Consider the following 25,299-nt stretch of genomic DNA (forward strand, 5'->3'; position numbering starts at 1 on the left):
TCTTAGACATGTCGCCATTGTGGGCGGGTTGAATTCGTCTCACGGCTGAGGCGCATGTTGTATTCATATTGGTCCGGCCGATAGAGGCTGACATGATACATGAACGGGACATTGTCTCGCCCATAAACGGTTCTGCGTAATTGGATTAAGGCCGATCCGATGGGAATATTGAGTTTTTTGGCTGTATCGCCTTGCGCCAAAACTGCGCTCAAGAGTTGATCCGCAGCGACCGCGAGGAAGCCGGTACGTTCAATTTGATAAAGTAGCGGCTCGTCACTGATATTATTGGTGTCGAGGTCCTTCATCGCAAATGGCGCTGCGAAAAGGCGCGTGATCGAAAACGGCTGCTCCCCGTGGTAACGTAAGCGACTTAGGTGAAAGCATTCCGTGCCCAATTTCAGGCGAAGTGACTCGCTAACGTCCTTGGGTGGTGTGGTCCAGCCCATTTCGAGGTTATTCACTTTGGAGGCGACGCCCCGCGTCAGCAGATTTTCAACCGGACCTTCAAATAGAGGAGGATTATCCTTAGGGCCACGATCGAGCACAACAGTTCGGGCACCACGACGACGGCGAACCAATCCATCTTGCTCGAGTTGTTGTAATGCATTTCTGACCGTAATCCGAGAGACGCCATATTGGGCTGTCATCTCATTTTCTGACGGCAAAACTTCTTCGGCAGCATATTCGCCATCGCGAATTTGCTGCGCGAGCAGAACGTAAAGCTGGTAATAAGCGGGAACACCACCACGCTTGTTACCGGAACCTGTCGCTGTTGCGTCGACCCCGTTACTCTTTCTTCCCGATTCTTGCGGTTCTGCCTTTTTCACAATGGTCTCTGACATTCTGTGCCCGATAGGGCGCGTAGTAAAAGTTGCAACTGACGCGTTTTGAAAAGCATCAGTTGTCTACGTAAGTAACAATAACAAATTTACTACCACTACTTAATAGTAGAGTTTAGTCAAAACACCAAATGTGTTTGAATTTATTGTTTTTATTCGACTCTGTTGGGGTTAGATGCTCTTTGCGCATCATATTTGTGCACCGCCAGAAAAATTCTCAAAACTTGACGGATAGGCTCACTGCGCCAAATTCCTGAGCACTTTCCTGCTGAGCAAATTCTTTTGTCCGAACCACATAGGTGTAGGCTAACTGTACGCGACGCACCTGCATCGCTATTCCGGCCTGAAAATCTCCGAACAAAACGTTGCTATCGACCGATGGGTCGCCGTCGCGGAACAGGCTTCCATCAAGAAAAATATTGTGCGCTACTGCGGTGCCGCTAGCGCCAGCAAATACATACCAGCTGAATCGTTTTTTCGGGGCGAAGAACCCGCTGCCTGCCAGAGAAGGGCGGACGCGCGGTGGTCCATAATCATTTGTCAGATCGGTCCCGATACGGAGCGTTAAACCGACCCGTGCATTTGTATGGATATTGCCGAGTGACCAACCAAAGCTCGGGGTGACATCCGCGCCGAAAGATGAATCGCCTAAGTTGAACAATGCGCGCAGTTTTCGGTCATAGGCGATAACCATACCAAATTCGTCCTGGATTTGATTATCCCACCCGTTCGCTGGGTCACCATTGATTAATTTATGCCAATTGTTTTGAACGAATTCGCCTTTTGCACTTGGTCCAACAATGCCTGTCTGCAAAGTGAATTGATCGACGACATTTTGTTGCTCAACAATGACAGTATATTCGCCATAAAGCCAACCAGCATAGGGGTGTTGATCGGGCAATGGAGCAGACGTTGAAATATCTTGCGGTGTAAAAATTGAATGTCCGATCGCAAAGCCGCGCCTTATGCCGGCGTCCTCGGTTGCGTCCAGAATGTTTTCTGCGACGAACTTCGAAACCCCGTTTGGTTTTTTAAAACCTGAAATGTAGGAAAGCCTGACGCCATTGGTGTAGTTGCGATCAGTATTTGCGAAATAATCGTTTTCCCAGACGAATGTCCATGTGCCGCTATTGTCAAAGGGCGATAAAAATTCGCGCTTCGTTTCTTGGGCATTGCTAGACGGTACTGCTGCGGACGAGATCGTTATTAAAATCGCGGCGAAAATTCGGATACGCATTAATATTCCAGACATTACAAAAGACCATAAGCCTAATCCACGCGCGGAGACGACGCGCAGGTTAATCGCGACCTATAACTGATTTATGATTAAATTACGGCAGGCGAATGTGACTATTTGTACAGGACACCCGGCAACCAAGTCGCAAGTTGCGGGTAGGCTGCAAGTAGGCCCAGCGCTAATAGCTGTATGAAAATATAGGGAATAGCGCCGCTATAAATTTGACGGGTTTTGACTTCAGGCGGCGCGACCCCTCGGAGGTAAAATAACGCAAATCCAAATGGCGGTGTTAGGAACGAAGTCTGGAGATTGATCGCCATCATCACGCCGAGCCAAATCGGATCAAGCCCGAGTGCCAAAAGCGGTGGTCCGACAAGTGGCACGACGACCAGTGTAATTTCGATAAAATCGAGGAAAAACCCGAGAATAAACATCACGAGCATGACGGCGATGACTGCGCCGATGACGCCCCCTGGTGTCGCTTCTAATGCGTGACGCACAGTGTCATCGCCGCCTAATCCGCGGAACACCAATGAAAATAACGCAGCGCCAATCAGGATCGTGAAAACCATCGTTGTAACACGCGCCGTTTGATCGAGGATTGGCCGCAATGTTTTTGCCTTGGAAAGCTGAAGTAAGCTCGCAAAAATTCCCCACGGCGTAATTGCGAAGAGCAGGAGGGCAGCAATGATCCCCGCAGTTTCTGCGAGCGGTAAATTTTCCCGGCCCAAACGCAGGTCGAGGAAAGCGGTCAAGATGATCAAACAGATAATCGCCAATGTGGACGTGACCACCGCAGGCAATCCGGCCAATATCGATCCTTTTGGTGCCAAGCGCGCACCAGCAATCAATAAAGCGCCCATTGCGCCAACGCTTGCCGCTTCTGTTGGTGTGGCGATGCCGCCGAGAATTGAACCAAGAACAGCAACGATCAATAGTAATGGCGGCGGGAGAACCTTGAGCGCATCGATGAATACTTCGCGTCGCGTCCCCATTTCGTGAGCTGGAATGGCGGGTGCGCGTTTTGGGTGTAGTATTGCGACGATTACCTGCCAAAGCAGATACATACCAACCAGCAATAAACCGGGGAGGAGAGCACCCGCGAATAAATCACCTACCGAAACAGTCTCGGGCGCATACACACCCATATCCAGTTGAGCCTTTTGGTATGCGTTCGAAATGACATCGCCCAACAGGATCAATACAATCGATGGCGGGATGATTTGACCAAGCGTGCCCGCGGCCGCAATAGATCCGGATGCAAAAGCCGGATCATATCCGCGCCGCAACATGGTGGGCAGACTGAGTAAACCCATAGTCACGACCGTCGCGCCGACAATGCCTGTCGAAGCCGCTAATAGTGCTCCAACGATTGTAACGGAAATCCCTAATCCCCCCCGCAAGCTGCCAAACAATTTTGCCATTGCTTCTAAAAGTTCTTCAGCAATTTTTGCCTTTTCGAGGATGACGCCCATCAAGACAAACATTGGCACGGCGATTAGCGTCGTATTGGTAATCGAGCCAAAAATACGCGGCGAGAAAGGCCGCAAATAACTCAAATCAAAGACGCCAAATGAAAGTCCGATGACGGCAAAGATGAGTGCCGTCCCCGCAAGACTGAACGCAACCGGATAGCCCGCCATTAGAAGCGCGCAAAGGAAAACCACCATCGCAATATCAAGCCAACCTGCGGCCGCGCACATGCAAAACTGCATGTCACCAATGATAATATCCATTAGCGGAGCCCCTTCAGCGTTTCGGCGGCGCGCGATGCGATGGAGAATCCGGCGAGGATCATCAGGAGCGCGAAGGCAGGAATAAGGCTTTTGAGTAGAAATACGGCGTGAATACCGGAGCCTTGCGGAGATCCCTCGCTAACAGCCCAAGAATTGCCGACATAGGGTGAAGCGGTCCAGAGAAGCAGCAAGCAAACCGGAAATAGCAAGAAATAAGTACCAAGAAAATCAATAAGCGCTTTGCGCTTTTCCGGCGCTTCGCCATAAAAAATATCAACGCGGACATGGTCATTTGTCAGAAGCGCATAGCCCCCGGCAAGCATGAACACGGTTCCGTGTAGATAGGTAATGGATTCTTGCATGTAGATTTTGTTGATGCCGAATACATAGCGCAGAACAACAATACCAAATTGAACAAGCGCCATGATGATCAAAAGCCACATCACCAAATTGCCTGTTCCGCGTACAAATTCCTCAGCTGCTTTCACGGTTCGGTCCGAAAATTTTTCTAACCCACCGGATATTAGGATCACGCTGGAAAGAAAGGCAAAGCAGCTTCCAAATACGATTAACTGATTTGACGATGGAACAACTCGCAAGATAGGAACCAGATAAGCAAATGCGATTCCCATAAATACGACGGCAATCACTGTCGCGATCCATGTTGCGGTTTTGCCGCCTAGCAATCTCGCAAGCGGAATAAATAATGCCGGAAATAAAATTCCTGCGGCCACCCAGTTGAATATATCACCGATCAAATTCAGCATATTAGAGCGAGAACACGTTGCGGCGTATATTCATATACGCCTCGTCAGATATGCGGCTCCACGCCTGTGACCGTTCGAGCGAAGTTTTGTAACTCTCGAAGATGCGTTTCGCGATGTCACTCACCTGAGCTGTTTCTTCGAGAACAATTTTACTTTCCCGGGCAAGCGCAGCCATGACATCATCAGGCATTTGGCGAAGCTGTACGCCATGTTCGTTCACGAGTTGATCAAGGGCCGTGGCGTTGTGATGGATATATTCGGCAATGGAAAGGTGGTTCGCGCGGTGGCAGGCCCCTTCGATAATTGACCTTTCTTGCAGGGTTAGCTCATCCCAAATGTCGAGATTGACGCCAACTGATAATTGGGCACCCGGTTCGTGAAAGCCCGGCCAATAGTAATATTTGGCTTCTCGATAAAATCCGAAAGCAAGATCATTCCAAGGCCCAACCCACTCAGTGCCATCAATGCCACCTGACTGAAGGGCCTGATATATTTCGCCGCCAGAGAGTGCAACTGCCGCCGCGCCCAGTCGTTGAATAACATCGCCGCCAAGACCTGGCATACGAATTTTCATACCGCGCAAATCTTCCACCGAGTTTATTTCGCGTTTGTACCACCCAGCCATCTGGTGACCGGTATTCCCCGCAGCGAATGGTTTTATGTTAAATGGGGCCGCTAACTCATCCCATAGCTCTTGGCCGCCACCAAATTCCGTCCACGCCATGATTTCATTTGCGGTCATGCCAAATGGAACGGCGGTGAAAAACGCAAATGCAGGGGACTTTCCAACCCAATAATATTCTGCACCGTGATAAAGGTCTGCGGCCCCATTTGAAACGGCGTCAAAACTCTCAAATGCGCCGACCAGTTCACCCGCGGAAAATACCCTAACGGTCATTGCGCCGCCGGACATTTCAGTGATGAACTGCGCGGTGCGCTCTGCCATTGTGCCAAGACCGGGAAAGTCTTTTGGCCACGTCGTGACCATTTTCAATTCGCGCGACCTGAGCGAGCCGGGAATATTTCCCCCATTTGCTGGTACGCCGCATTCGCATCCAGCGAGTAAACCCGCGCCGCCCAGCGCACCGGCTGAAAGCAGTTGTCTTCTTTTGATCATCGACTGTGGCGTCTCCTCCGGCACGACGTATTTTCGTCGTCAATTCTTGTTAGTTTTCTGTTTCTGATGCGCGCTCCCGCGCTTTTTCTGCCCGCCAGCGTTCGTAATCCGCTTCTTTCTCTGCGCGGCTTTTGCTTGCCCCAATAGAATCTTCAATGGCCATCGACGAACCAGCACCATCATAGCCATTTATCGTGCAGGCATTTTCAGCGCTATAGCAGCGCTGGATACAGGCTGATCGCGCAGGGCCGTTATCAATATTTGTGCAATTGGCCTGGCATTGGTTTTGTTGGCCGGTGCAACGATTTTCAGCGTAACCAAAAGGCGCAGATGTGCACGCGCCCAAGAGAAGGATCAGGCTTCCGATAATGTAAAATCTGAACAGACTCATGCGCGACCCCTTTTTTCGCTCGGACAGTACAGATGGGTAGGGCGCAACACCGTACTCGACGCCGCAGGGGGCGCAAAGTGTTTGGGGTGGGCATCGGTGATTTTTTTCGGATTAGCGGGGGCTAATGCGATCCATCCGCGTCCAGCCGGTCGAGGTCAGCATCTCAAGCGGTTGGAAGTCTTTCTTGTAGTCCATCTTTGGAGATCCGTTGACCCAATATCCCAGATAGACATAAGGCAATTCAAGCTCACGCGCTAAAGCGACATGATCGAGCACCATGAATTTACCCAAGCCGCGTGCGCTCTCATCTGGCTCAAAGAAGCTGTAAACCATTGAAAGGCCGTCGGTGAGCCGGTCACTGAGCGCGGCTCCGATCAGGCGTTCATCACCGGTTTCCTCGTCAAGGATGCGATATTCGATGATCATCGTGTCGACCGACGTCTCTTCGACCATGGACGCATAATCGAGCACTGTCATTTCGGCCATGCCCCCGTCGCTATGGCGGGTGTCGAGATAGCCACGTAACATCGAAAATTGTTCGCTGGTCGCCCGCGGTGGACGGATCCGACGGATCAGGTCCGCATTTTTTGCGAGATTGCGGCGGCGGGATTTGCTGAGCGCAAAGTCATCCGCAACGATTCTAACAGGAACGCAGGCATTGCAGCTCTCGCAGGCGGGAAGATAAATCAGGTTTTGGGAACGCCGAAAACCACGACGCGTCAGCAAGGCATTGGTACTTGGTGCACCTTCTCCGGATAGGTAGGAGAAGATCTTCCGTTCTTTTTGGCCCTTCAGGTAAGGGCAGGGTGCCGGCGCGGTGATATAAAACTCACCACCGTCAATTCCGAACCGTCGCGCGAAATCTTCATTACTCATAACATCCAACTTAGGGGATAAACCTTAGCGGGCGATTAGCATAACCGCAATGAATCGGTTCTTTCTGGGTGTCAATTCAACCCAAAATAGAAAGGCGCGACGATCGTATAGACAATCCAGAGTAAAATGATGAGCGGCCCACCAACCACAAGAAAGTCGCGAAACTTGTAATGACCCGGTGTCATGACCAACAAATTTGTCTGATAGGCGATTGGTGTCGCGAATGAACAATTTGAGCCAAAAATTACGGTTAACACCAGAATATGCTCATCCATACCCAATTGATGCGCGGCTGCGACGGCAACGGGAGTGAACAACACGGCCGTTGCATTATTCGAAAGCACATTGGTCAGCGCGGCACACATTATGAAAAATGCCGAAATCAGCATGGTTTGCCCAAATGCGCCCGCGCTGCTCGCAAGGGCTTCACCGATAAAAGCGGCACCGCCAGTTCGCTCTAGCGCGACCCCCATAGCGAGAGATGCCCCGATTAAAAGGTAAATCCTACGGTCGATTGCACGTGCGGCCTGACGTACATTCAAACAACCGGCGGCGACCATTGCTGTCGCGCCGGCGATGGCCGATACGGCAATGGGCGTGATCCCACTGGCGGTAAATCCGATGACCGCAGCAAAAATCAGCGCAGCAATACGGGCATTCCGCTGATCGGGTAGACCCTGCATTGACCATTCAAGCAGCAATATATCACGGTCGGACCGTAACGCGCGGATGTCTTTTATATCGCCCAAGATCAGCAGGACATCCCCGGCCTCAAGTCGGATTGTGTTCATTTGTGTCCGGATCATGCGGCTGCGCCGTTCAATCCCCAATATGACGCAATTGGTTTGGGCGTGGAAACTGATCTGCGCGACAGAGCGACCGATCAAGCGCGAGCCCGGCGCGACGATGGCCTCAACCATCGTTAGTTGAGTTGATCGTTGCACGGACCCGTCTTCGTCATCAGCGATTGAGGTCTCTGCCATCAGGCCTTCGAGCATTTCAGGGTTAGATTTGAGCAAGGAGGTGAGGGCGGTTCGTGTGGCGGCGACAATTACCACATCACCGGCTCTGAAGGTGAAATCTTCAAACGGCGGAAGGATCGCTCGTTCCCGGCGTTGTACCATGCGAACCGTGATATCGGGCAAGTCAACAAATAGCCCCGCAACCGGTCCGATGCCAATTAGCGGATGTCCGCGATTGATCTCGATTTGGGCGATGAAATGTTTACCCTCACGCTCATTCGTGCCCGGCTGGTTCGGATTTTCCCGCGCAGGCAAAAGCCAACGCCCGGCCGTCAACATATAAACGACACCCGCGCTTGCGAGGATTAAACCCATCGGCGTGAGCTCGAAGAAGCCGATTTCGCCGCCCGTGGTTGCTCGATAGGATTGCGCGGCCAGCAGGTTAGTCGATGAACCAATCAAAGTGGTCATGCCGCCCAAAATCGAAATATAGGAGAGCGGCATCATAAACCGCGAAACACGGATTTTACTTTGTTGTGCGATCGCCGCCATGATGGGGATGAACATCACGACAACCGGCGTGTTATTCAAAAACGCGCTGACCGCCATGATGAAAAGAAAAACTAGGCCGGTGACCAGAACCGGCCGCTTGTCAAAGGCGCGCAATAAATATTCGGTCGGATGTTCCAGCGCGCCTGCCTGAAACATGCCTTGCCCAATAATCAAAAGGCCTAGAATTGCGAAAAGGGCTGGGCTTGCAAATCCAGCAAGCAATGTCTCCGTTGATAAGACATTCTCATTTTGGACTTCGAGCGGCGCGAGCAGGAACAGGATTAAAAGCGCAACAATTGCGCCAGCGGATACAAGCTCTAGTGGAAAACGATCGAGCGTATAAAATACGATCGTCACGGCGATAATCGCCATCGTGGCCCACATCTGCCACGGGGCTGAAAGGAAAATTTCCATCATATAAGAGTGTCGTGACCCGGCTTGCTTGTGAAGAGTACTGCCTCTGTGAATATAGCCTGCGTTTTGTATTTTCGCGTTTTGGTGCTAACGCCACAAGCCCTATATGCCGGTATATGGCCAAAACTGCCAGAGCTGGCGGAAAGACTGGGTAATGACAGACAAATACAGGCCGCTAAAAGACGCATTCGGACGTTTCGTTACCGGAATAGTCGTCGCCACATGTAAGGATGCAGACGGTAAACTAATAGCGATCACCGTGAATTCGTTTACATCCGTATCGCTGGAGCCGCCGCTTGTACTCTGGTGTCTCGACAATCGCGCGTCGACTTATAGTGCGTTCATGGGGGCTGACAGCTACGGCATCAGTATATTGCGCGCGGACCAGCGGACCGAATCTGATCGTTTTGCGCGCTATGCGGGCCCGCCAGTGACAGAGGCTGAGGTTGAATATTGGAATTCAGGGTCACCAATTCTCAAAGATCGCTTGGCCGGTTTCGATTGTAAGGTCGTGGCGCGGCACGATGCCGGTGACCATGTAATCCTTGTCGGTGAGGTCACGAAGTTCGATAGCGCCGAAGGTGAGCCACTGATTTATTTTGCGAGCAATTACATTCCGGATTCTGAATGATGACACAAAAGGTATCTTTTCTTGGATTGGGCGTGATGGGTTACCCAATGGCCGGACATCTGGCGCGCTGCGGATATGACGTCACGGTTTACAACCGTACTGCGGCGAAAGCCGAAGCCTGGGCGAAAGAGCACAAAGGCCGCGCAGCACCAACACCAGCGGAAGCGGTGGCAGAAGCGGAGATTATATTTGCCTGCCTCGGCGATGATGGTGATGTGCGCGCGGTGTTTGACCAAGCTGAAGGGGGCATCAAAAAAGGTGCAGTTCTTGTAGATCACACGACCGCGTCTCCAAGCCTAGCGCGCGAGTTGCACAAACAATTTAGCGTTAAGGAAATCGGGTTCGTGGATGCACCTGTTTCTGGCGGGCAGGCTGGGGCCGAAAACGGAAAACTCTCCGTTATGTGCGGCGGCGACGAAAAGCACGTGGAAGCCGCCCGTGAGGCAATGGAATCATTTTCGGCGCGTATCGTTCATATCGGTCCATCGGGGCATGGACAACTCTGCAAAGCGGTCAACCAGATCTGTATCGCTGGATTGGTGCAGGGTCTTTCGGAAGGTGTGCATTTCGCGGAGAAAACTGGACTTGATATCGATAAAGTTCTTGAGGCGATTTCCGGCGGTGCCGCGCAAAGCTGGCAAATGGAAAATCGGGCCAAGACGATGGCCGAAGACGAGTTCGATTTTGGCTTTGCGGTTGATTGGATGCGGAAAGATTTGCGCATAGCACTCAATGAAGGACGCAATAGCGGCGCGCGTTTGCCCGTCACTGCATTGGTCGATCAGTTCTATGCGGATGTTCAGGCGATGGGCGGTGGCCGCTGGGATACGTCTAGCCTCGTGCGCCGACTGGCGAAAAGCAATTAAATGCATACTGATTCGCGGCGCTGATTCGTTAATAAAACCTTTTAAGCTGCTGATACGTGAGGTGATTTTTCTCACGTTGAATTCATGTTATCTAAATCTAGTTGCGTGAGTTTGCCGATGAATTTCCGGCAGGGCGAACTGGTCTGTCGCATGAGCACACACGGTATAAAGGCTTTATCATATGTATAAGAACGTCGCGACAGGCGCGCTGACAATTGGCGCAGCAATGTTGTTAAGCTCAACCTCAGCTATGGCATCTGCTTTCGCACTCAATACGCAAAGCGCAGAGGCCTTGGGTGCTGCCACGGCGGGTGCCAGTGCAACACAGGCAACGCCTGGAAACGCATATTTCAATCCAGCGTCCATTGTTGGTATCGATGGCTCTGAGAGTTCTTTCAGTATTATTGGTGTTTTCAACGACACATCTTATGAAAATGCCGAAGGGTTATTGCTTGGCACAGTGCCTGTTGCGGGAGAGACGAGCGGCGAAGCAGTAATCGGTGACGGGGTATTCCCGACCGGGACATTTGCGACGAAGCTTAGCGATCGGGTGTTCGCTGGCGTTGCGATCTACGCGCCCTTTGGTTTCAATACGTCTTATGATGATACATCTGTGATGCGCTATCACGGTACGTTTTCACAGGTCGTGTCCGGTTCGCTCTCGCCAATCTTGGGCATTCAGATGGCCGATGGCTGGGCGATTGCTGGCGGGCCGCGTCTTCAATATCTCGATATCGATATTGAAGGGGCAACGGATGCCGCGGGTGCTGCTGCGGCGCTTTTGATGGATGGATCAATTCCGGGAACGGATGATTCCTTCTTTGATATTTCTGCAGGTGATTGGGGGCTTGGTTATAGTTTTGGTATTCAGGGAACGCTGGGTAACGGTATTCAGATCGGCGCCAGCTTTTCGTCCAAGGTCGAGCATGATTTAGAAGGCGACGTCGAGTTTGACATTAGCAAGTCGACGGCCGCGCAAAATCTGGCGATGGCGGCTGGGCTGTTTCAAGATGGACCTATTACAAGTCCCTTTACGACACCGGCGAACATTCAATTTGGTGTAGTTGTACCTGTTTCCAATCAAACCCGCTTGCTTGTTTCTGCTGTGCAAACGCGGTGGTCGAGTTTTGATCAATTACTGACGGACTTTGAAAGCCCGCTACAGCCTGACGAAGTTATCACCCAGAATTGGAAAAATTCTTGGTCCGGCGCATTGGGCGTCGAAACCGATTTAACCGCACGTGATACGGTTCGTGTCGGCGCTATGTATGAAGATGACCCGGTCAATCCGGACTTCTCTTCTCCGCGTGTGCCTGGGGCAAAGCGCGTTTGGATCGCCGCAGGCTATTCGCGCGATTTATCCGAACGGGCGACCCTTCAGTTAGCGGCATCTTATGTCTTTAGCGACGAGCAACCGGTCAATCAGTCCGGTGCCTATCCTGAAAACCTGTTGCGCGGTGCGCTGTCGTCCGATGTGCAGATAAATGCGCTTCTTCTTGGTCTTGGCATTGATTGGCGCTTCTAGGGCGAATGAGGCGTTTCGGCCGCTAGCTGCGCGAGATTGTTGCTGCTAGCGGTCGGCTGTGCGATTTTCCAGCAAAGTCATAATGCTGGAGTGAAATCATGGCCGTGCTGCAAACCGAAACGCCTTCCTGGAAAACCGACGATCTTGTCCTCTTTGAAGAAGAGATCGCAAAATTCTTCACCCGTGAACTCGCCCCCCATGTCGAGGACTGGCGAGACAAAGGTTGCGTTGACCGTTGGGCATGGAACAAGGCCGGCGAGGCCGGACTTTTATGTATGTCGATGCCCGAAGAATATGGCGGCGCAGGTGGCCATTTCGGCCATGAGCAGGTTTTCATCGAGCAGCAATGTATGGCTGGCGTTGAGGGATTTGGCGCTGCTCTGCATAATTGCATCGTCGCTCCTTACATCTTGCACTACGGCACCGAAGAGCAAAAGAAGCGGTGGTTACCGCGTATGGCATCGGGTGAACTTGTTGGTGCCATCGCCATGAGCGAACCGGGGACTGGGTCCGATCTTCAAGCGGTTCGCACGACCGCGCTTAAAGATGGCAATCAATATGTCCTTAACGGACAGAAAACCTTCATCACGAATGGCCAGACAGCAAACCTTATTATCGTGGTCTGCAAAACGGATCCGAAAGAGGGTGCCAAGGGTGTCTCGCTGATGATTGTCGAAACCGACGAAGTCGAGGGTTTCGAACGCGGACGTAATTTAAAGAAACTCGGGAATAAAGCGCAGGATACATCCGAGCTGTTTTTTACGGACGTGAAAATTCCTACCGAAAACCTTCTTGGCACTGAAGAAGGTCAAGGATTCTTTCAGCTGATGGAGCAACTACCGCAAGAACGCCACCAAATTGCCGTGCAGGGCATGGCCGGTATCGAGCGCGCGATCCAGCTAACGATTGATTATACCAAAGAACGCGAAGCCTTTGGGCGTCCGGTCATGTCGTTTCAAAATACGCAGTTTAAACTGGCTGAATGTAAGGCGAAAGCGACGATGGCGCGGGTTTTTGTCGACTATTGCACAGGACAATTGATCGAAGGCAAGCTTGATGCGGTGACGGCATCCATGTCGAAAATGCTAATCTCTGATCTTGAAAACGAAATCATCGATGAGTGCCTCCAACTGTTCGGCGGGTATGGATATATGGATGAATATCCGATCAGCCGGATGTATGCCGATGCGCGCGTGCAGCGGATTTATGGCGGTACGAACGAGATCATGAAGCTTCTGATCGCGAGATCCCTATAAGCTGAGATATCAATATGCGCCTTCGCCCGGCTGTTCGTGATGATGTTCCGCTACTGAAAAAGTGGGACACGCATGAACATGTTCGGGCGGTGTATGGTGGTGATGCTTGGTATGATTGGGAACGTGAAATACCGCGAATGGAGAATTGGGGTGAAATCCTGATCGCGGAAAAAGATGGCACCCCCATAGGTGTCATTGATATTATCGATCCGTCGAAAGAGCCTAGCCAATATTGGGGCAAGGTCGGGCCGGGTTACCGCGCCATCGATATCTGGATTGGAGAGGCATCAAACCTTGGTCGCGGTTATGGCAGTCAAATGATGACGCTCGCCCTCGACCGTTGTTTCGAAAGTCCGATAGTGCATGAGATTTTAATCGATCCCTTAGATAGAAATCACCGAGCCAAACGGTTTTACGAGCGGCTCGGATTCACATTCGTAGAATTGCGGAAATTTGAAACTGAAAACTGCGCCATTTATCGGCTTGACCGATCAACATATTTTGCGCGAAAATCATGAAATCTCACTAAATTATATCTCTTGCCGCAATCATATGAATCGTCGCTAAGCTGAATTATGGAGACGGTTCAGCTTTTCAATGCGCTAACGACAATAGGGTTGTTCGTGTTCGCTATTTCGGGCGCGCTCACGGCCCTGCGCAATGATATGGACATTTTTGGCGTGTCGATGATCGCATTCGTCACCGGCGTCGGCGGCGGCACGATCCGTGACGTCATGCTGGGTTCATTCCCGGTTTGGTGGATCGTCAGCCCCTCGGCAGTCTTTATCTGCCTTGCAGGTGCCGCCATAGCGATACTCGCGCAACCTTTGATCGACTCGCGGCTTAAGGCGCTGATATGGGCGGACGCGGCAGGACTTGCGGTGTTTTCGGTCCTCGGTGCGCAAGCGGCATTAGCGGTGGAGGCTCCTGCGGTTATCGCTATTTTCATGGGGGCGGTCACGGCCACCTTCGGTGGTGTCGTCAGGGATGTCTTGCTTAACGAGCCGCCTTTGATCCTCAAGCAGGATATCTATGCCACAGCCGCGCTGATCGGGGCGGGGGTCTATGTCGGGCTATTGGCGGTGGGCGTGGCGACCAATTACGGGGTGGTAATCGCCTCGCTTGCGACCTTTGCCATTCGCGGCGCCGCGATAATTTTCGATATTCCATCGCCAAAATACGCGCGGCCGCGAAAATCGGAACAAGAGTAGGCAAATCTGGCCTTGCACCAGCCGAGATTTTTGTTATCTAGGGCGGCTCTTGGATAACGCGGGTATAGCACAATGGTAGTGCAGCAGCCTTCCAAGCTGAATATGCGGGTTCGATTCCCGCTACCCGCTCCAATTTTTCCTTTCATTCAGGCGATAGAATGAAACGCGGTTTCTGGTTTTCGGTTGGTATTTTGGCATTCGGCGCGGCAATCGCTGGCGCGGCTTTGCCGCTTTTGCCGACAACACCGTTTTTGCTTGTCGCTGCGTTCGCTTTCGCGCGTTCGTCGCCACGCATGCATCAATGGTTGATCGATCACGCGGTGTTTGGGCCGCTCATCAATGATTGGCGTGAACATGGCGCGATTAGTGTTCGCGCCAAGTTCTGGGCGTTAGTCTCGATGGCTGCAGTTGTCGCTCTATCTGTATGGCTAAAGGTGCCGGCCTTTGTTTTGTCGATACAAGCGATTGTGCTTTTAGTAGTCGGGATATTTATTTTATCCCGACCGTCTGGGCCTAGGCTTTAGTAGCGCTTACGATCCATGCGGCCCCGCCCAATTTAACGGTACCCTGATCATCGGCGCGGGACTGCAACACTTCTTTGACGATACTGTCTACGACGTCCATGTCAGCTTCAAGCATTTCTGCCAGCTTTCGGGCGGGCCCATTGCGCGATATGAAATCTGCAGATTTCTCGGCTGTCGACCCCGGTATGGTCAACTGGTCTTGCCACGGATCGATTTCGATATTGGTCCAGCCTGATTCTGTTAGTATATTTCGAACGCGGTCTTTATCCGCAAGAGCAAAAGGGCCGGGTGCAAATGGGTCTGTTGGTGGTGGTGCTTTTTGAAGGCGGCTAATAATGGCTGCCACGGGGCCCGCAATCCATTCATTTTCCATCATTGATTGCCAGCAAACGAAACTGAGTTTGCCTTTCGGTTTCGTAGCGGCATTTATATTGCGAAAGCTAGCGACAGGGTCATCAAAAAACATAACACCGAACCGCGATGCGATTGCGTCTGCGGGAGTTTGCGGCTGCCATTGAGCAGCGTCGGCCTTGACGAAATTCGTTTGCGGGTAGTCATTTCCTCGGCGCGACTGCGCGAGATCAATAAGCGGGTCGGAAATATCTACACCGGTAACGGCTCCCGACTCTCCAACGATATCGGCGATTTCGAAGCTCAGGTCTCCGGCCCCACACCCAATATCGATGACATTATCGCCGCTACTTAAATCCAGTTTATCAACGATTAGCTTTTTAAATGGCGCTAATAATTCGTCGAGTTCTTGATTATCCGCAACCCAGCGATTTCCGCCATCATTATTCCAGTAGTCTTCCTGTTCTGCGTTCACCATTGTTCCCTCGGTTTGGAATGAGCAATTTTACTTGTCTTGCATTTCCAGCTTAGGTGAACCGATACAGGCACGCATTAGTGCTCTCAATTAAGTGAACGTCGACATATTCATTCATGATGCCTATTTGCGCACAACCTGTTGTGCGGAGGAATGTGATAACATTCGCTACAGGCGCGCATTGAGTTGATAACCAGGGCGATAACGGAGCGTCATGGTTGTAATGAAAATGTCATCAAGCCAAGTCGTGCGATCAACCGTAAAGAGCGCGGCACCAATATCTATTTCAAAGGCCTCTGCCTCTCTTTTGGAAGCGGCGCTTGCGGAAAAGACCACATCGCCGTTTGAATAGGGGACTTTGCGGATGAGCCATTCATTAGCGCTGATCTCATCAAGTGGTGCACTGATGATTTCGGGTGCGGCGGCAAGGTTCACCCATCGATCTTCAACCGCATATACGCGGCGGTCGCTCAAATGCGCCGTTACAAGATGGAATAGTTTTTCGCCTTGACCGAGGTGTAATTTCGCCGTGATATGATCTGGTGCACGCTTTATCTCTTTCAATAAAATATGCGGCCGATAGCTGGCACCCGTTGCCTCTATCTCGTGGCGAACGATCGGGATTTTAAATGTTGTCTGGCGCGTTGGAATTTCTTTAACCCGTGTTCCCGCGCGTCGTTTGCGTTCTATCAAGCCGTCATCAGCGAGATTCTGCATGGCCCGATTTACGGTTGTGCGAGAGCAGCCATATTCGGCGGCGAGATCGGCTTCGGCAGGTATAATTGTACCCGGTTGCCATTCCCCGGACTCAATCCGTTCACGAATGGCCTTCCTGATTGAGTGGTGGTTGATTACGTTCATAAGGATTTTCGAAGATTTTGAATGACGGAAAGAAAATTATTGCGAATTGTGTCTCGATCTTTATGTCTGCCATTACGTACCACATGTCGGCCTGCGGACCAGACATTGTCGACGAAACGATCATCATGGGCAAAAATCCAGCTGTCTAAAATTTGATTGCCGACCAATCCCTCGAGCTCAGTCCCGCCGGTTTTAAGCGAGATCAGGTCCGCGAAGAAGCCCGTCGCGATTTCCCCTGCATTTCGACCGATCGCCCTTGCGCCTGTCTGCGCCGCGTGCTGGTACAAAAACCGACCGCAGGACCCGTTCACCCCGGCGAGCACGTTTCGTCGTCTGTTGTGAAGCCGTTGGCTGTATTCCAACAGCCGTAATTCTTCCGTCAAGGAAATACGAATATTTGAGTCGCTTCCAACGCAAAAATTTCCGCCGGCGCGAATGAACTCTGGCGCACTGAAGATGCCGTCACCCAGATTTGCCTCTGTTATAGGGCATAAACCAACGGATGCATTTGACGTCGTGATCGATTTTATCTCGTCTGCGTTCATATGAGTCGCGTGAACAAGGCACCATTTGTCATCCAAGACTACATTGTTAGCCAGCCACTCTACAGGGCGCGCGCCCAATGCCTCCTTGGCGTCTTCGACCTCCGCTGTTTGTTCCGCGATGTGGATATGGACCGGTCCGTCGGTGCAAAGAGCAATTGCGCTGCTTAGCGCTTCTTTGTTGACGGCTCTTAACGAGTGCGGCGCAACGCCGAGGGTGAAATCTTGCGGTAGGTCCGTCAGGGCTGATTTGGATTTTTCAAATAGCGACGAAAATTGATCAATGCTGCATCTAAAACGGCCTTGCTCTTCCGTTAGGGGACGATCATCGAAACCGCCGCGCATATAAAGAACGGGAAGGTGCGTGAAGCCGATACCAGTTTGATTTGCTGCATCGAATAACCGAGCGGAAATTTCAGAAATATCTGCATATGGTTTTCCGTCAATTTGATGGTGCAGATAGTGGAACTCTCCGATCGACGTGAACCCGGCCTCTAACGATTCTAGTTGGACTTGCGCGGCGATAGATTGAATGTCGTCGGGGCTGAGGTGTGCCAGAAACCGATACATCAACTCCCGCCAACTCCAGAAATCATCTTTGTTTCTGGCGCTACGGTGCTCGGTCAGTCCAGCCATTGCCCGCTGAAAGGAGTGGCTGTGAACATTCGCCATACCGGGCAGAAGCACGTCGACAATTTCATCGCTTGCTTCGGGGCTGCCATGTCGCAAAGCGCTGATCGTGCCATCAGGATCGATAGATACGGACAGGTTCTCTACCCATCCGTCACTTGTGAGCACCTGTTTTGCGTGGATCGTCTGTTTCACTTGTACCTTCGATTAATATGTGCATACATAATATACTAAAGAGCAGACATATCAAGCACAGTTTCATTGGTGGAGGGTAAATGGCGATCCTACTGGAGCCCGGCAAAGCATCGCTTTCAGTTCTCGAAAAGCTATATCGAGAGGGGGCTGCGTTCCGTCTGGACCGTGCGTCAAAAGAGGGAATTGAAAGCGCAGCGCAGCGGGTGGCGGAAACCGCGCAGGGTAACGCGCCGATTTATGGAGTGAACACCGGGTTCGGGAAACTCGCGTCAGTTCGGATCGCTGCTGACGATATTGAAACGCTGCAACGAAACCTGATTCTATCCCATAGCGCCGGTACTGGTGTGCCGCTTTCGCGCAATGTGACGCGATTAATCATGGCACTGAAATTATTGTCACTCGGTCGTGGTGCGTCGGGGATTCGTTGGGAAATCGTCGAATTGATCGAGGCGTTTATAAACGCGGATATTACGCCGGTTGTGCCCGCGCAAGGTTCGGTTGGTGCTTCTGGTGATCTCGCGCCGCTGGCGCATATGACTGCAGCATTGATCGGTGAGGGCGAGGTGTTTTATCGGGGCGATAGAGTGCCCGCGAGAAAGGCAATGGATGACGCTGGCGTGCGTCCGATCGTGTTGACTGCGAAAGAAGGCCTCGCGATGATCAACGGTACCCAAGTATCGACTGCGTTGGCATTGGCTGGTTTATTCGATGCTTGGCGAACTGTGACGGCTTCAATCGCAACCAGCGCGCTTTCAATTGATGCGGCGATGGGAACTGCTGCACCTTTTCATGATGAGATACATCAGTTGCGTGGCCATCGCGGTCAAATTGAGGTGGCGGCGCGATTGCGGTCTTTGTTGGATGGCTCGGAAATTGTTTCGAGCCATTCTGAGCGTGATGAAAGGGTACAGGATCCATATTGTCTACGCTGCCAACCGCAAGTGGTCGGTGCGTGTTTGGATCTTTTACGGCAAGCGGCACGAACACTCGAAGTAGAGGCAAATGCAGTCACGGATAACCCTCTTGTTCTTGGGGACGGAAACATTGTCTCTGGCGGAAATTTCCATGCGGAGCCTGTGGCATTTGCCGCAGACCAAATTGCGATCGCAGTATCTGAGGCGGGTTCGATTTCTCAACGGCGTATATCGTTATTGGTAGATCCAAGCTTGAGTTATGGATTGCCCGCCTTCCTGACACCGACGCCGGGTTTGAATTCAGGTTTGATGATCGCCGAGGTGACTTCAGCCGCTTTGATGAGTGAAAATAAAGCGCTGGCGAACCCGCGGTCTGTGGATTCGACGCCGACTTCAGCCAATCAGGAAGACCATGTTTCTATGGCATGCCATGGCGCGAGGCGGCTCGGCGATATGACGCAAAATCTAGCGCGTATCGTCGCGATTGAGGCCATGGCCGGCGCGCAGGGCGTAGAATTACGTTCGCCGCTGAAAACCAGTCCAAAATTAAATGAGATTATTGGGGCAATTCGTGAACGCTGCCCCAAACTCGATAAAGATCGTATGCTGAATGACGATATAGAATCGCTAAAATCGCTTGTCCTTGACGGCGACGTATTAAGCAATCCTGCCAATACAGTCGAGTTGGTCGTAGGCTCGTCATGAACCCCGTCACCGTTCAGCAGGGAACAAGCCCTATCATTTTAGGCCAACCCCATTGCGGTACATATTTGCCGGATGATATTATTGGGCAATTGAATGAAAACGGTCGTCAATTATTGGATACGGATTGGCATGTCGATCAACTATATGATGGCGTGTTCAAGCGCGCGAGTATTGTTCGCGCAAATTTTCATCGATATGTAATTGATGCTAATCGAGATCCGTCAGGGCAAAGCCTATATCCCGGTCAAAATACAACTAGCCTTGTGCCGATTATTGACTTTGAGAATAAACCTATTTGGAGAGTAGACCCTACACCCGAACAAATCGAAAAGCGTCGCGCGCAATTTCACGCAGCTTATCATGACGCCTTAGCCAAAGAAGTAGATCGCGTTAAAGCGATCCACGGTGTTGCCGTGGTTTATGACTGTCATTCTATCCGGTCAGCACTTCCATTTCTATTTGACGGTGTTCTTCCCGACCTAAATATCGGCACGAATAATGGGACGACATGCAGCGCTGCATTAGAGCGTGCGGTTGAACAGATCTGCGCGGCGTCAGAACAATTTTCTTCTGTATTGAATGGCCGATTTAAGGGCGGGTGGACAACGCGCCATTATGGAAATCCAAAGTCAGGCGTGCACGCCATCCAGATGGAAATTGCGCAATCTTGTTACCTTTCGAGCGAGGCACCGCCTTTTGAGTTTGATCCAACAAAGGCGACGAGCTTACGCGCGATATTAGAGAAAATTCTTCGGCAAATTGATGAAATTGCTCGGCATACGACATTAGAGGAAACGGCAAATGATTGATCGATTGAAAAACAAGCGCGACGTTAAAAGTCCGATCGGACCTGAATTGAATTGCCGAAGTTGGACAACCGAAGCCCCATATCGGATGCTGCATAATAATCTCGACCGCGAGGTTGCGGAAAATCCCGATGAATTAGTGATCTATGGTGGTATCGGTCGCGCCGCCAGAAGTTGGCAAGACTTTGATGCAATCGCCAGTAGTTTGAAGAGCCTTGGTGAAGACGAGACATTATTGGTTCAATCCGGAAAGCCCGTTGGTGTTTTTCAAACACACAAGGACGCGCCGCGTGTTTTGATTGCAAATTCCAACCTTGTTCCCCATTGGGCAAATTGGGATAAATTCAATGAGCTCGATAAAAAAGGCCTGATGATGTACGGCCAAATGACTGCGGGGTCATGGATCTATATCGGGACCCAAGGCATCGTTCAGGGTACATATGAAACCTTTGTAGAAGCGGGACGGCAACATTATAATGGTGATTTGAAGGGGCGCTGGGTGTTGACCGGTGGTCTAGGGGGAATGGGCGGTGCGCAACCATTGGCGGCCGTTATGGCGGGGGCTTGCTGTCTGGCGGTTGAGTGCAATCCAGATAGTATCGATTTCCGATTGCGCACGCGTTATCTCGATGAGCGGGCGGACAACCTGGACGATGCGCTTGCTATGATTGAAAAATGGACCGCCGCGGGGGAGGCGAAGTCAGTTGGGCTTTGTGCCAATGCGGCAGATATTTTTCCTGAATTGGTCCGCAGGAATATCCGGCCTGACTTGGTGACCGATCAAACATCCGCACACGATCCGGTAAATGGATATTTGCCAATCGGTTGGAGCATGAGTGAATGGCGTGAGAAACGCGAAAAAGAACCGGCGCTTGTCGCGAATGCCGCAAAAGAATCCATGCGAAGACAAGTCGAGGCGATGTTAGCTTTTGCCGAGCGCGGCATTCCCACATTCGACTACGGTAATAATATCCGCCAGATGGCATTTGAAGAGGGGCTAGAGAACGCGTTTGATTTTCCGGGTTTTGTTCCGGCCTATATCCGTCCTCAGTTCTGCCGCGGCGTAGGCCCTTTCCGTTGGGCAGCGCTGTCGGGAGATCCAGAAGATATTTACCGTACGGATGAAAAGGTCAAAGAATTGCTGCCGGATAATAAACACCTTCATAATTGGCTCGATATGGCCCGTGAGCGTATCGCATTTCAGGGTTTGCCTGCGCGAATTTGCTGGGTTGGACTCGGCGATCGTGACCGGCTTGGATTAGCGTTTAATGAAATGGTCGCCAGCGGAGAGTTGAATGCGCCGGTCGTTATTGGCCGGGATCACCTCGATAGTGGGTCTGTTGCAAGTCCGAACCGCGAGACGGAGGCAATGCAGGACGGCTCCGATGCGGTTTCAGATTGGCCGCTGCTGAACGCGCTTTTGAATACGGCATCGGGCGCGACTTGGGTGTCATTACATCATGGGGGAGGGGTTGGTATGGGCTTCTCGCAGCATGCCGGAATGGTCATTGTTGCTGATGGAACTGAGGACGCGGCAAGGCGTTTGAAGCGGGTTCTTTGGAACGATCCAGCGACTGGCGTTATGAGGCATGCTGACGCGGGCTATGGCGATGCAATCGCCTGTGCGCGTGAGAAGTCACTGAATTTACCCGGAATTTTCTAGTAACTTTGCGAAAAATACCTATTTAATTGATGTGTTGCAGCAAATGCGACCATAGCGCTTGCTGTCTGGCGGTCGTTTAACTATCCCTTTGCCGATAAATTTCAGCGACTGGGAAGTTTTATGTCAGGTCTGTTAGAGCCATCCTCGAAAGTTGTAATAATTGGTGCCGGTCATGCTGGCGGGTCTGTGGCGGCCTTTCTCCGTCAATTTGGATTTGAGGACGCGATTACGCTGATTGGTGATGAAAGTGCGGCACCGTATCAACGTCCGCCCTTGTCCAAGGCGTGGTTATCTGGTGAGACCGATATCGAGACATTATCCCTTCGCCCAAATGAGTGGTATGCGGATAATAATGTTACGCTGAAATTAGGCGTCTCGGCGAATGCGATTGACCGCGACAACAAAACGGTGGCGGTGAGCGACGGTAGCAATGTCGATTATGATGTTCTGGTAATCGCGACAGGTGCATGCCCGCGCTGGACGGGGGCCGAAGGCGAAAACCTAAAGAACGTATATAGCTTGCGGACCGTGGAAGATGCGGAAGCGCTGAAAAATGCGATATCGCCCGGCGGGCAGGCTGCTTTGATCGGCGCTGGATATATCGGTCTTGAAGTTGCCGCGTCCTTGCGAAAAGCCGGCATTAAGGCAACCGTGATTGAACGCGAATCCCGTTCTTTGGCCCGTGTTGCGAGTGAACCGATCGCGAGCTTCTTAGAGGATTACCATCGGGCGCAAGGTGTCAAATTCCTATTCGATAAGGAAGTCGAAAAATTCGCAGGCGACGGCAGCGTCAATGCGCTCGAGTTAAAGGACGGCTCAAAGATCGATTGTGATATCGCTGTAGTCGGCATCGGTGTTGTGCCAAATGATGCTATTGCGCGCGATGCGGGGCTTGAGTGCGGGAATGGAATAATTGTGGACATAGATGCCCGTAGTTCCGACCCGTCGATTTTCGCTATAGGCGACGTGTCTTATCGCCCGGTGCCGCATTATGATTGCACGTTTCGTCTCGAAAGTGTGCCCAATGCGCTTGAGCAATCACGGCGCGTCGCCGCTGTGCTTTGCGGACGTCCCGCACCGGCACCAGAAATACCGTGGTTCTGGTCTGATCAATTTGATCTGAAAATCCAGATCGCGGGCCTTACCCTAGACTGCGATGAAATCGTGACGCGGGGCGATCCTGCGAGCAAAAAATTTGCGGTTTTTCACCTTCGAAAAGGGGTGATTCGCGCCGTTGAGGCCGTTAACGCGGCACCGGAATTCATGATGGGGAAAAAGCTCATCGGCCAAGAGGCATCGGTCGATGCCTCTAAGTTGGGCGATATTTCGGTTTCAATGAAAGAAATCGCCAGTTAAATAGCTCTGGCATATATGGCAGCCGTATTTTTAGTTGCCATATAGTGCGGGCCTATGTTTATTGGCCCGAACGCGGACGTGGTGGAATTGGTATACACAACAGACTTAAAATCTGTCGAGCTACGCTCATGCGGGTTCAAGTCCCGCCGTCCGCACCAATCCTAGAAAAACCCTGAAATTGAATGGCAGCAGATGCAGCTATTCATGTCCCGTAGCGGATTTTGCCGCCAACAATTGTTTTCATGATTTCGGTTTTGGGAATGTCACGTACCGATACGGACGTAATGTCTCTGTCCATAATGGTGATATCAGCGAGGAAGCCCGGCGTTAGCTGCCCGGTAATTTTCTCTTGAAACCCGGCATAGGCATTCTCGAGCGTGTAGGCCGTCATCGCTTGTTCTGTGGTGACTTTTTCGTCGGGTAGCCACCCTTCGGGATTAGCGCCGTCAATGGTCTGGCGAGCGATTGCAGCGTGAATACCCATGAGCGGATTCATTGGCGCAACCGGCCAATCGGAGCCAAAGGTGACATGCGCTCCACTACGAATTAGCGCGCCAAAGGCATAGGTACCGTGCAAGCGGTCTTCGCCGATCCGGTGCACCGCCCACCGACCATCATCTATTGCGTGATATGGTTGAACAGAGGCGATTACGCCCTGTTGGGCAAAGCGGGGAATTGAGTTCGGTCGAATGTGTTGTGCGTGTTCAATCCTGAAACGTCTGTCGCGCTGTCCATTCTGTTTTTCAACGGATTGGAAAATGTCCAAGACATCATCATTCGCTAGATCTCCAATCGCATGTACGCTTACGTGTAATCCCGCTTTATCAGCTGCTAAGACGGCCGCTTCGAGTTCATCATGCGGTATGACGCGAACACCCGAAGTTTTCATATCATCGGTGTAGTGATCATAAAAAAGGGCGGTTCGGGACCCCAAAGATCCATCAGCTAATCCTTTGACTCCGCCCCACCGTACCCAAAGGTCGCCTTTGCCTTCTTCGGTGACTGTTTCTGCGATTTTTTGCCAATCTTCTAACGGAACCATTGAATAAAATCGCAGCCCCTTGTCACGCGCAACAGGGCTCCGCCGCAACGCTTCATGAGCACGCCAATCAATTTCCGGAATATGGACTTGAGCCACACCATTTGCGTGGCACAAATCAATTGCGCTTCTGAGAGCAGATTCTTCGTGTTCCGCAGAAGGTTTTGGGATCACGCGCTCGACCAATGTTTTGGCATTGTCACGCAAAATACCCGTAGGTTCGCCATGTTCGTCGCGATCAATAACGCCACCATCTGGATCCGGGGTGTCACGAGTAATTCCCGCAAGACGTAGCGCGAGCGAATTTAGGAGCAAGAGGTGAAGATCGGTACGCGGAACAGCAACCGGCGTTTCGGGCGTTACGGAATCGATCCAATGCCGTGAGGGTAACTCACCCCCCATCCGTTGCTCGTCCCAACTTTGCCCTGTAATCCATCGACCGGGATGCGAGCGTGCGGTTTCGCCAATTCGCGCGATAAAATCTGCCGGTCCACTGACATTCAAAAGATCAGGCTGAGAAATTGCCAATGCGGCTTTCAAGAAATGAGTGTGATTATCGATAAAGGCGGGCATGCCAAACGCACCGTCTATATCAATGATTTGTGTCTTGCGAGACGTTAGCTTTCGGACGGCATCCCCGCCGACGGCGGCGATGCGGTCACCGATAATGCCGATCGCGTCGGTTGCAGGAAATAGCGGATTACCAGTCCAGAAGTTTCCACCCACAAGGGCGAGGTCAAGATTGGTATTCGAAGCAAGGGCGGGGTGGGTGAGCGCGAGCGCCATGCTACCGCCCAGAAATTGGCGGCGGTGCAATTGGCCGGAGCGCATGTGTTTACGCATCATTGCTCTATGCTC

23 protein-coding genes and 2 tRNA genes are annotated in these 25,299 nt (G+C 51.7%); 13 read left to right on the forward strand and 12 right to left on the reverse strand.

Annotated elements, in window-relative coordinates; all coding sequences use genetic code 11:
• Nucleotides 1–2: 2 nt before the first annotated feature.
• The 8 genes from ABFZ83_RS02120 to ABFZ83_RS02155 form a co-directional block, all read right to left on the reverse strand.
• A complete protein-coding gene (locus ABFZ83_RS02120) occupies nucleotides 3–842 on the reverse strand; it encodes a GntR family transcriptional regulator (RefSeq protein WP_411817786.1) in 840 nt (279 codons plus the stop codon).
• A 214-nt stretch (nucleotides 843–1,056) separates the two neighbouring features.
• Complete coding sequence (locus tag ABFZ83_RS02125) at nucleotides 1,057–2,076, reverse strand: lipid A deacylase LpxR family protein (RefSeq protein WP_411817787.1); 1,020 nt, start codon at nucleotides 2,074–2,076, stop codon at nucleotides 1,057–1,059.
• 113 nt (nucleotides 2,077–2,189) lie between these two features.
• Nucleotides 2,190–3,812 (reverse strand): TRAP transporter large permease, encoded by a 1,623-nt coding sequence (locus tag ABFZ83_RS02130; protein WP_411817788.1) that lies wholly within the window; start codon nucleotides 3,810–3,812, stop codon nucleotides 2,190–2,192.
• The gene (locus ABFZ83_RS02135) at nucleotides 3,812–4,579 is read right to left on the reverse strand and encodes a TRAP transporter small permease subunit (RefSeq protein ID WP_411817789.1); all 768 of its coding nucleotides are present in this window, start codon (nucleotides 4,577–4,579) and stop codon (nucleotides 3,812–3,814) included. The genes ABFZ83_RS02130 and ABFZ83_RS02135 overlap by 1 nt, the downstream gene beginning before the upstream one ends.
• A 1-nt stretch (nucleotide 4,580) precedes the next feature.
• Nucleotides 4,581–5,696 (reverse strand): TRAP transporter substrate-binding protein, encoded by a 1,116-nt coding sequence (locus tag ABFZ83_RS02140; protein WP_411817790.1) that lies wholly within the window; start codon nucleotides 5,694–5,696, stop codon nucleotides 4,581–4,583.
• Between the two features lie 49 nt (nucleotides 5,697–5,745).
• A complete protein-coding gene (locus ABFZ83_RS02145; protein ID WP_411817791.1) occupies nucleotides 5,746–6,087 on the reverse strand; it encodes a hypothetical protein in 342 nt (113 codons plus the stop codon).
• Between the two features lie 111 nt (nucleotides 6,088–6,198).
• A complete protein-coding gene (locus tag ABFZ83_RS02150; protein WP_411817792.1) occupies nucleotides 6,199–6,963 on the reverse strand; it encodes an arginyltransferase in 765 nt (254 codons plus the stop codon).
• Nucleotides 6,964–7,034: 71 nt separating this feature from the next.
• Nucleotides 7,035–8,894 (reverse strand): SLC13 family permease, encoded by a 1,860-nt coding sequence (locus tag ABFZ83_RS02155; RefSeq protein WP_411817793.1) that lies wholly within the window; start codon nucleotides 8,892–8,894, stop codon nucleotides 7,035–7,037.
• A 151-nt stretch (nucleotides 8,895–9,045) separates the two neighbouring features.
• Between ABFZ83_RS02155 and ABFZ83_RS02160 the strand changes: the two genes are divergently transcribed.
• The 8 genes from ABFZ83_RS02160 (at nucleotide 9,046) to ABFZ83_RS02195 (ending at nucleotide 14,904) form a co-directional block, all read left to right on the forward strand.
• Complete coding sequence (locus tag ABFZ83_RS02160) at nucleotides 9,046–9,522, forward strand: flavin reductase family protein (protein ID WP_411817794.1); 477 nt, start codon at nucleotides 9,046–9,048, stop codon at nucleotides 9,520–9,522.
• Nucleotides 9,519–10,388, forward strand: a complete 870-nt coding sequence (locus ABFZ83_RS02165) for an NAD(P)-dependent oxidoreductase (protein WP_411817795.1) — start codon at nucleotides 9,519–9,521, stop codon at nucleotides 10,386–10,388. Before ABFZ83_RS02160 ends, ABFZ83_RS02165 begins: the two co-directional genes overlap by 4 nt.
• A 181-nt stretch (nucleotides 10,389–10,569) precedes the next feature.
• Nucleotides 10,570–11,913: an OmpP1/FadL family transporter gene (locus ABFZ83_RS02170; protein WP_411817796.1), complete on the forward strand. Its 1,344-nt coding sequence runs from the start codon at nucleotides 10,570–10,572 to the stop codon at nucleotides 11,911–11,913.
• Between the two features lie 98 nt (nucleotides 11,914–12,011).
• Nucleotides 12,012–13,169 (forward strand): acyl-CoA dehydrogenase family protein, encoded by a 1,158-nt coding sequence (locus ABFZ83_RS02175; RefSeq protein ID WP_411817797.1) that lies wholly within the window; start codon nucleotides 12,012–12,014, stop codon nucleotides 13,167–13,169.
• 14 nt (nucleotides 13,170–13,183) lie between these two features.
• Nucleotides 13,184–13,687 carry a GNAT family N-acetyltransferase gene (locus tag ABFZ83_RS02180; RefSeq protein WP_411817798.1) on the forward strand — a complete coding sequence of 168 codons (504 nt, stop codon included), beginning with the start codon at nucleotides 13,184–13,186 and terminating at the stop codon, nucleotides 13,685–13,687.
• A 57-nt stretch (nucleotides 13,688–13,744) separates the two neighbouring features.
• Nucleotides 13,745–14,380: a trimeric intracellular cation channel family protein gene (locus tag ABFZ83_RS02185; protein ID WP_411817799.1), complete on the forward strand. Its 636-nt coding sequence runs from the start codon at nucleotides 13,745–13,747 to the stop codon at nucleotides 14,378–14,380.
• 58 nt (nucleotides 14,381–14,438) lie between these two features.
• A tRNA-Gly gene (locus ABFZ83_RS02190) sits at nucleotides 14,439–14,512 on the forward strand.
• 26 nt (nucleotides 14,513–14,538) lie between these two features.
• Entirely contained in the window at nucleotides 14,539–14,904 is a 366-nt protein-coding gene (locus ABFZ83_RS02195) for a YbaN family protein (protein WP_411817800.1), read from the forward strand.
• Here the strand turns inward: ABFZ83_RS02195 and ABFZ83_RS02200 are convergent.
• The 3 genes from ABFZ83_RS02200 to ABFZ83_RS02210 form a co-directional block, all read right to left on the reverse strand.
• Nucleotides 14,894–15,733, reverse strand: a complete 840-nt coding sequence (locus ABFZ83_RS02200; protein WP_411817801.1) for a class I SAM-dependent methyltransferase — start codon at nucleotides 15,731–15,733, stop codon at nucleotides 14,894–14,896. The two genes, ABFZ83_RS02195 and ABFZ83_RS02200, sit on opposite strands and share 11 nt — an antisense overlap.
• 165 nt (nucleotides 15,734–15,898) lie before the next feature.
• The gene (locus ABFZ83_RS02205) at nucleotides 15,899–16,591 is read right to left on the reverse strand and encodes a UTRA domain-containing protein (RefSeq protein ID WP_411817802.1); all 693 of its coding nucleotides are present in this window, start codon (nucleotides 16,589–16,591) and stop codon (nucleotides 15,899–15,901) included.
• Nucleotides 16,588–17,958, reverse strand: coding sequence for a formimidoylglutamate deiminase (locus ABFZ83_RS02210; RefSeq protein ID WP_411817803.1), 1,371 nt, complete (start codon nucleotides 17,956–17,958; stop codon nucleotides 16,588–16,590). The genes ABFZ83_RS02205 and ABFZ83_RS02210 overlap by 4 nt, the downstream gene beginning before the upstream one ends.
• 80 nt (nucleotides 17,959–18,038) lie before the next feature.
• Between ABFZ83_RS02210 and hutH the strand changes: the two genes are divergently transcribed.
• From hutH to ABFZ83_RS02235, 5 genes are all read left to right on the forward strand, one after another.
• On the forward strand, nucleotides 18,039–19,577 hold the full coding sequence (gene hutH / locus ABFZ83_RS02215; protein WP_411817804.1) for a histidine ammonia-lyase: 1,539 nt from the start codon (nucleotides 18,039–18,041) through the stop codon (nucleotides 19,575–19,577).
• Nucleotides 19,574–20,386, forward strand: coding sequence for an N-formylglutamate deformylase (gene hutG, locus ABFZ83_RS02220; protein WP_411817805.1), 813 nt, complete (start codon nucleotides 19,574–19,576; stop codon nucleotides 20,384–20,386). The genes hutH and hutG overlap by 4 nt, the downstream gene beginning before the upstream one ends.
• Nucleotides 20,379–22,046, forward strand: a complete 1,668-nt coding sequence (gene hutU, locus ABFZ83_RS02225) for a urocanate hydratase (protein WP_411817806.1) — start codon at nucleotides 20,379–20,381, stop codon at nucleotides 22,044–22,046. Before hutG ends, hutU begins: the two co-directional genes overlap by 8 nt.
• A gap of 120 nt (nucleotides 22,047–22,166) precedes the next feature.
• Complete coding sequence (locus ABFZ83_RS02230; protein ID WP_411817807.1) at nucleotides 22,167–23,402, forward strand: NAD(P)/FAD-dependent oxidoreductase; 1,236 nt, start codon at nucleotides 22,167–22,169, stop codon at nucleotides 23,400–23,402.
• 72 nt (nucleotides 23,403–23,474) lie between these two features.
• Nucleotides 23,475–23,560: transfer RNA gene (locus ABFZ83_RS02235), tRNA-Leu, on the forward strand.
• Nucleotides 23,561–23,604: 44 nt separating this feature from the next.
• Here ABFZ83_RS02235 and ABFZ83_RS02240 read toward each other — a convergent pair.
• A complete protein-coding gene (locus ABFZ83_RS02240; protein ID WP_411817808.1) occupies nucleotides 23,605–25,287 on the reverse strand; it encodes an amidohydrolase in 1,683 nt (560 codons plus the stop codon).
• Nucleotides 25,288–25,299 lie beyond the last annotated feature (12 nt).

The organism is Hyphococcus formosus (assembly GCF_046736345.1).
Lineage (GTDB): Bacteria > Pseudomonadota > Alphaproteobacteria > Caulobacterales > Parvularculaceae > Hyphococcus > Hyphococcus formosus.